The organism is Bacillus sp. NPDC057893 (assembly GCF_042796455.1).
GTDB lineage: Bacteria > Bacillota > Bacilli > Bacillales > Bacillaceae_G > Bacillus_A.
Window position 1 is genome coordinate 1 of the sequence record NZ_JBHVNG010000030.1, and the last position, 6,954, is coordinate 6,954.

The 6,954-nt window shown below is 34.3% G+C and carries 3 protein-coding genes, 1 rRNA gene and 5 pseudogenes; 7 read left to right on the forward strand and 2 right to left on the reverse strand.

Going from position 1 to position 6,954, the window contains the following annotated elements:
• Positions 1–494: 494 nt before the first annotated feature.
• From ACFVQC_RS30005 to ACFVQC_RS30015, 3 pseudogenes are all read left to right on the forward strand, one after another.
• Positions 495–1,131, forward strand: a pseudogene (locus ACFVQC_RS30005) (response regulator transcription factor); the annotation flags it as partial.
• Positions 1,106–1,759, forward strand: a pseudogene (locus tag ACFVQC_RS30010) (ATP-binding cassette domain-containing protein); the annotation flags it as partial. The pseudogenes ACFVQC_RS30005 and ACFVQC_RS30010, both read left to right, overlap by 26 nt.
• Positions 1,752–2,242: pseudogene (locus tag ACFVQC_RS30015) on the forward strand (ABC transporter permease); the annotation flags it as partial. The pseudogenes ACFVQC_RS30010 and ACFVQC_RS30015, both read left to right, overlap by 8 nt.
• Before the next feature lie 152 nt (positions 2,243–2,394).
• Here ACFVQC_RS30015 and ACFVQC_RS30020 read toward each other — a convergent pair.
• Positions 2,395–3,474, reverse strand: coding sequence for an RNA-guided endonuclease TnpB family protein (locus ACFVQC_RS30020; protein ID WP_377900163.1), 1,080 nt, complete (start codon positions 3,472–3,474; stop codon positions 2,395–2,397).
• Between the two features lie 332 nt (positions 3,475–3,806).
• Here ACFVQC_RS30020 and ACFVQC_RS30025 point away from each other — a divergent pair.
• From ACFVQC_RS30025 to ACFVQC_RS30040, 4 genes and pseudogenes are all read left to right on the forward strand, one after another.
• Positions 3,807–4,043, forward strand: a pseudogene (locus ACFVQC_RS30025) (ABC transporter permease); the annotation flags it as partial.
• Between the two features lie 17 nt (positions 4,044–4,060).
• Positions 4,061–4,858 (forward strand): undecaprenyl-diphosphate phosphatase UppP, encoded by a 798-nt coding sequence (gene uppP, locus ACFVQC_RS30030; RefSeq protein WP_377900165.1) that lies wholly within the window; start codon positions 4,061–4,063, stop codon positions 4,856–4,858.
• 389 nt (positions 4,859–5,247) lie between these two features.
• Positions 5,248–6,037: pseudogene (locus ACFVQC_RS30285) on the forward strand (M20/M25/M40 family metallo-hydrolase); the annotation flags it as partial.
• Between the two features lie 216 nt (positions 6,038–6,253).
• Positions 6,254–6,712, forward strand: a complete 459-nt coding sequence (locus tag ACFVQC_RS30040) for an ASCH domain-containing protein (RefSeq protein ID WP_377900167.1) — start codon at positions 6,254–6,256, stop codon at positions 6,710–6,712.
• A 151-nt stretch (positions 6,713–6,863) separates the two neighbouring features.
• Here the strand turns inward: ACFVQC_RS30040 and rrf are convergent.
• Positions 6,864–6,954, reverse strand: a 5S ribosomal RNA gene (rrf, locus tag ACFVQC_RS30045); the annotation flags it as partial.

Genomic DNA, 6,954 nt, shown 5'->3' on the forward strand with positions numbered 1-6,954 from the left:
TTTCGTTCAGTTTTCAAAGAACTTGTTTGTCGCTCATTTGCGACTCCCTTATGTTAACATTTTCATATTTCAATGTCAACCAAGTTTTTTTATTTTTTTGTCGCTTTCTGCGTTGTTGCTATCGGCGACTTGTTCTATATTACACCTCTATAGGCTAATCGTCAATACCTTTTTATAAATATATTTAATTTAATACCTTCGTACTCTTTTAGCTCTAGATAAGGACCTATAAAGATTTCATTAAAATAGAAACCATCGTCTACTTTTCTTTACTAATCTATTCTTCTACATACTATTCAATTTAGACACTTCTCTATTACAAAGGACTCGCCCCCCATCTTACCGAACATTCTTTTCAGCTAAACTAGCAACCTTATTTTAACAATTACTAGTATATAATTAGAAAGTTGCTTTATTTTTTATTACCGCTCCCTACTCCCCTTTGTTTATCAAATTGTAATATCAATAACATTCTATTAGAAACAGGTGACGATATGAAAGATATACGTATTCTTATAGCAGATGACGATAAAGAAATTCGAGACTTATTAAAAAGATATTTAGAGCGAGAATTATATATGGTAGATACTGCAATTAATGGCGAAGAAGCGTTGTGCTTATTTAACCAAAATAACTACAACCTCGTTATATTAGATCTTATGATGCCGAAAGTAGATGGTATCGAAGTGTGTAGAAAACTTAGAGATACAACTAACATTCCTATATTAATGCTAACTGCTAAAGATCACGAAGTTGATAAAATTTCGGGCTTAAGCATAGGTGCTGATGATTATATTACGAAACCTTTCAGTATTCACGAAGTGGTTGCAAGAGTAAAAGCTCTTATGCGACGTTTTTTAGTTCTTGGAAGTTAATACTAACGTACAAGAGAAAACAGCTTTAACATTTAAAGGACTAACTATCGATTTTAAAAAATACACAGTCCATACGAACGGAAAAGAAATTAACTTAACTGGAAAAGAACTTGAACTATTAAAATTCTTCGCTTCAAACCCAGAGCAAGTATTTACAAAAACACAACTCTTTCGAAATGTATGGGACGATAATTATATAGAGGATGATAATACCGTTATGGTACATATTAGAAAACTTAACTGCAAGAGAGAACTTATTAATTAATGCAAAGATAATTGGAGTTCACAAAAGGACTGCAATTGAAGAAGCATTAGAAATTGTAGGCTTGCAGCACGAAACAAAAAAAATAGTAGGAAAATACTCTTTAGGAATGAAGCAACGCTTAGGAATTGCACGTGCTCTTCTCCATTATCCTGAACTACTCATACTAGATGAACCAACTAACGGACTTGATCCAATCGGTATTAAAGAAATGCGAAAACTCATTAAATCTTTAGCTCAAGAAAGAAATATAACGATACTCATTTCTAGTCATATATTAGCTGAGGTGGAACAACTAGTTGATCGTATGGGAATTATTCATGAAGGAAGGTTATTAGAAGAAGTTTCTCTTGATACGTTGCGTAAAGCAAACCGTAAGTACATAGAATTCCAAGTAAATAATGATAATAAAGCTGCGATGCTATTAGAAAATCATTTTCAAATTTTTGATTATGAGATACATGACGAAGGTAATATTCGTGTTTATTCTCACTTCGGACAGCAAGGACACATAAACAGAACATTAGTTCGTAATGATGTTGCAGTATTAAAAATTATGATGAGCGAAGATAGACTAGAAGATTATTTCACCAAACTAGTTGGAGGTGGCACAATTGGTTAATCTACTCTATACAGAACTATTAAAATTAAAACGCTCTAATATGTTTTTGATTAAGGTGTCGCACCTTTTCTAGTAGTTGTAGCATCTTATATACATATAAAAACAAAACAGCCTACCCCCATTATTTTGTTTCATCAATCATTCACTGAAGTTAACTTGTATACTACTTTAGTTATAGGATTCCCCTTATATGGAGTTGTAATCGCTTATCTATTTACCCGCGAATACACGGAAGATACATTAAAAAATTTGCTAACTATCCCAGTATCACGTATTAGCTTTATTATAAGTAAGTTTATCCTTCTATTCCTTTGGATTATGATGCTAACTTTAGTTGCTTGGGCGCTAACTTTATTATTAGGGCTAATAGGTAGCTTCCCTGGATTTAGCACTACCTTACTTTTATGCTCTCTTGTAAAATTTCTAATATGTGGTGGACTTCTCTTTCTTTTATCTTCACCTATTGTACTACTAACTCTTTTGAGACTCCCACGACTAAAGTCGCAAGCCCGAATCCTTACGGATTTACGGGTGGGATTCTTGAATGACTAAGCGTTCGCAATCCATTTCTGTTTTGAACAGCCTTCAAGATAAGGGTATCTCATTGCCCCTCCTAAACCAGACCATAAAGGTGCTTAGGCTGATTGACTGTTACCATCAATCACAGTTGCGTAGCGAATATTCATCGCTCCAACGATATCACGATGTGTCTTAAACCCACATGGACACTTGTATTTTCTATCTAGAGCCTTATTCTTTTCAGCACATTTCGGACAACTTTGACTTGTATAAGCTGGATTCACATATTCAATCTGAATACCAGCTATCGTTGCTTTATAGGCAATAAATTGTGCCAAACGATAGAATGACCAAGTGTGTAGATTTTTTTCGTTTTTACGGCTTGTTCTTGCCGTCTGTCTTATATTCGTTAGTTGTTCTAATCGAATGACAGAAATACGATTTGCAATCGCAAAATTAATAATTGCACGACTTATTTTGTGATCTTTATCTTGCATCCATCTTTGCTCTTTATCAGCCATTCGCCGAATGGCTTTCACTTTTTTGTCTTTTCCTAACTTCTTACGAACACTACGAAACTTACGCTTCTTATATTTATTGTGCCTACCACTCCCAAAGAAACGAACCTTATCATCATCTGTGATTGCTACCGCGGGGACCTTGAGACCTAAGTCTACTCCTAAAATTTTCATTCCTGTCCTTTTATTGATAGAAAGTGTGACAGATATTTGGGCTATCCACTTATTCGATTTCTTTATGATGCGAAGTGTACCTAATTTATGTTTTAACAGATTCAGATTACGATTGTTTTTATCGCTTAATAAAGCTCGGATTTTTACACGAATCGATTTTCCATTTACCTTCAATGGGATTGAAATATAAGTAGGATCAAATGAATAATTTTGATTGTTCCATACACAAACAGGTCTCTTTAGAATCGGGATGATTTTATAATGGCTTTTCTTTACTTTTGTAGCAAACAAACTTTTCGCGTCTTTAATCGCTTGATTCTTCACTGCACTTGGGATATTTGCTTCAATATCTTTTGTGCTTTTTTTCGTACTTTTCTTTGCTTCCACCATTTCCGATACAAGTTTATTTATAACTTTGATATATTCGTGACTGCTTTGTTCCAATAAACTTATTTGTCCTTTTGTTGGAATCAATTTCACTTTCACTGTTAGGGTCTGTGACATACGTTTCATCCCCTTGTTTTTTGATTTTCAACATCGTGTTCATTTGATACATTTCTAGCAATCAGAACAAAATCAGAACGTGTTTATAAACTTTACAACTGTATGAAACGAGGAGGTTTTCCTCTCAAACACTTTGAAACATTCTTCTATCATCATTTATTCTAGTTATATCATTTATTTTCGAAAGATTCCAACAAAAATACCCGAAGAAACTACCTATACTTTGGATACTTAAAGTACCACGAACCTTGCGATTTTTAGTGGTACTCCGCATCCAACCTCACTTTCATCCCATGCCTAAAGGCAATGGGCTTTCTTGTTCGGGAAAAGCTGTAATGAAAACCTATGTACCGCCTATTATATTAACAATCATTATTACAATGACTAACCTTATGATCGTAAATTCAAAACATAAAGACCTATTCCCATGGACCGCTACTCTAGATATAGCAAATAACGAATTACAACCGACTTATCCACCAGAGTATTCTTATATCATCATCGCAGTAACAGCTATTTTCGGATTTATTACAACACTATTCTATTTTAAAAGAGTAGATATTCATTAATTTATAGGAGTGAAACTATGAGCGATCTTATCATTGCCTTCATACTTGGTATTGTAGAAGGGTTAGCTGAATTTTTACCCATCTCTTCTACTGGCCATCTTATATTAGTCGGACATTTATTAGGTTTTGAAGGAGAAAGGGCAAAAACGTTTGAAATTGTCATACAGTTAGGGGCAATTTTAGCTATCGCGATTTTATATCATAAACATCTTGTTTCTTTATGTAATATTAAACCCCTTCTTCGGAAAGAGAAAAAATTCAATGCATTACATGTTTTTCTTGGTGTATTCCCAGCAGTAGTTGTTGGCTTATTATTACATGATGTTATTAAAACATACTTATTCCAGCCGTATACTGTCGTAATCGGACTTGTAGCAGGAGCAATTCTTATGATTTTTGCAGAAGTAAAAAAGGCAGAGGCAACCGCTTTTTTACTAGATGATTTAACATACCTTCAAGCATTAACAATTGGATTATTTCAATGCTTAGCAGTATATCCTGGCTTCTCTAGAGCTGGCTCTACTATTTCTGGAGGGCTATTAGCGAAAGTAAATTATAAGACTGCATCTGAGTTCTCTTTTCTCATTGCTCTTCCTGTAATGGTCGGAGCTACAGGGTTAGACTTATTAAAAAGTTGGAAGTATTTAAGTGTAGATGACATTCCTATGTTTACTGTAGGATTCATTACCTCTTTTATAGTAGCAATGCTAGCGGTAGTAACTTTCCTGAAGCTTTTAGAAAAGATAGGTTTAAAACCTTTTGCATATTATCGTATTTTGTTAGCCATCTTATTTACACTTTTCGTATTGCTATAGCTTCATATAAGCCACATATTATTAAACCGATATTCAAGGAATATCGGTTTTTATCTATTTCACCTCTAGTATTACTCACTTCAATATGGCATAGTGGTAATACACCACCGTTAATAATCCGAATATTCTTTGAACTAATCATTAAAATATGTAAGATCAAAAGCTATACTTGAAATCCCAACCTAGTAATAGCATTTCTTCTTTAAACACATATACTGAATTAAAAATAAACACCTCAATTGATTGAATATGCCCATTACACCACTATAGAACGAACGTTCCATACCACTACTTCCTTGTATTTAAGTAATCGTACTATAGTTTTCCCACTTGCACTTATCTTCTCTACGAAAGACTCCCAATTATAAGATTTAAGTAGGTTTCATCCTATGTCTATATACAAACAACTGCAAGGTTTAACGCTAGAAAAACAAATCGGATTGCTAACAAATCATTTAGTTTCATTTAATAGTATTAACGGTACCGATGGCGAGGTCAGTATTATAGATGAACTATATAGTATTTTCAAAAGCACCCTGAACACCTATGGATTCAACATGTACCTCATAATCCAATAGGTAGAAAAAATGTATTTGCATTTGTAAAAGAAAAAACGCTTCCCCCTCTACTATCATTTATCATTCACACTTAAATATAGTCAGCATTGAAGAATTCGGATCGTTAAAAGAACATGCTTTCTCTCCTGAAACACTCGAACAATATTTTCAAACCAATGCAAAACCTGGAGAGTGGCTGTTCGGCCGTGGTTCTCTTGATATGAAAGGTGGTGCTGCCATTCATCTAGCCAATATACTATACTTCTCAGAACATGTGCATTTACTCGAAGGAAATCTACTACTCTTATTCAATGGAGATGAAGAAGGAGAACATCGTGGGATTATCTCTGCCTTAACCGAATTCGAAAGACTGAAGTAAGAAAAACAATTACAGTATCGTTTGGCTATTAACAATGATTTTATAACATCTTTATATAATGGAGATACTCATCGCTACATTTATACAGGTACTGCGGGCAAACTTCTTCCTTGTTTCTATATTTATGGAAGAGAAGTACATGTAGGTGATACATCGTCTGGCATTGATCCTAATTTTATTGCAGCCCAAATCACAAATAGACTACATAACAACTATATCCATTACCATACAAAACAATCCGGAAATTAAACATCCCATCTATTAATATGGGCGTCTACGGGAAAGATGACCATAAATGGACAGAACATGTTTACAAACCCTATCCAGTCAGCGTATACCTTTATTAATCCGTAATACAACAATACAAGTTTTAGATGACTACAAAGCTATTACAAATAAGCAAATTGCCCAGGTTTTATAAAGAAAATCAACTTTAGCTAAAGTGAGGTGAAAATACAAATGAATCCATTAGCACAATCATATTGGGATACTTATTGGGGAAACAATGAAAAACCAGAATCTGTTACAGCTTGGCAATTTGGTGATTCTCCTGATTATCTCGCTCAATTAGTCATTGATGGTGTAAAAACAGCAACATGCTCCGGCCATATTTTTTATGAATTAGAAAACGAACCGCTGCCGACAACTAAAGATTATAGTATTATACTCAACAGTCAGGATGAACCTGTAGCTATTATTAGGACAATAGAAGTAACTATAATGCCAATGAATGAAGTGACTGAAGAATTCGCTATCGCTGAAGGCGAAGGCGATCGTACCTATAGTTACTGGAGAGATACCCATATTCAGTTTTTTACAAAGGAACTAAGCGAACTTGGTCTTAGTTTTTCTGGAGATATGCTACTCGTTTGCGAACGTTTTAAGCTTATCGATGTAAAAAACAAAGTGAATCTATGATAAATAACGGTTTTACCGGAAGTCCATGCTATATAAATACATTTATCTTTAAACAAATAAGCTTGTTATCAATGGATTTCTTGAACCATAGATAACAAGCTTATTTCATTAAACACAAAAAAGACGAGTCATTCTGACTCGTCTTACAGTTGCTTGGCGACGTCCTACTCTCACAGGGACAAGGTCCCAACTACCATCGGCGCTAGAGAGCTTAACTTCCGTGTTCGGTATGGGAACGGGTG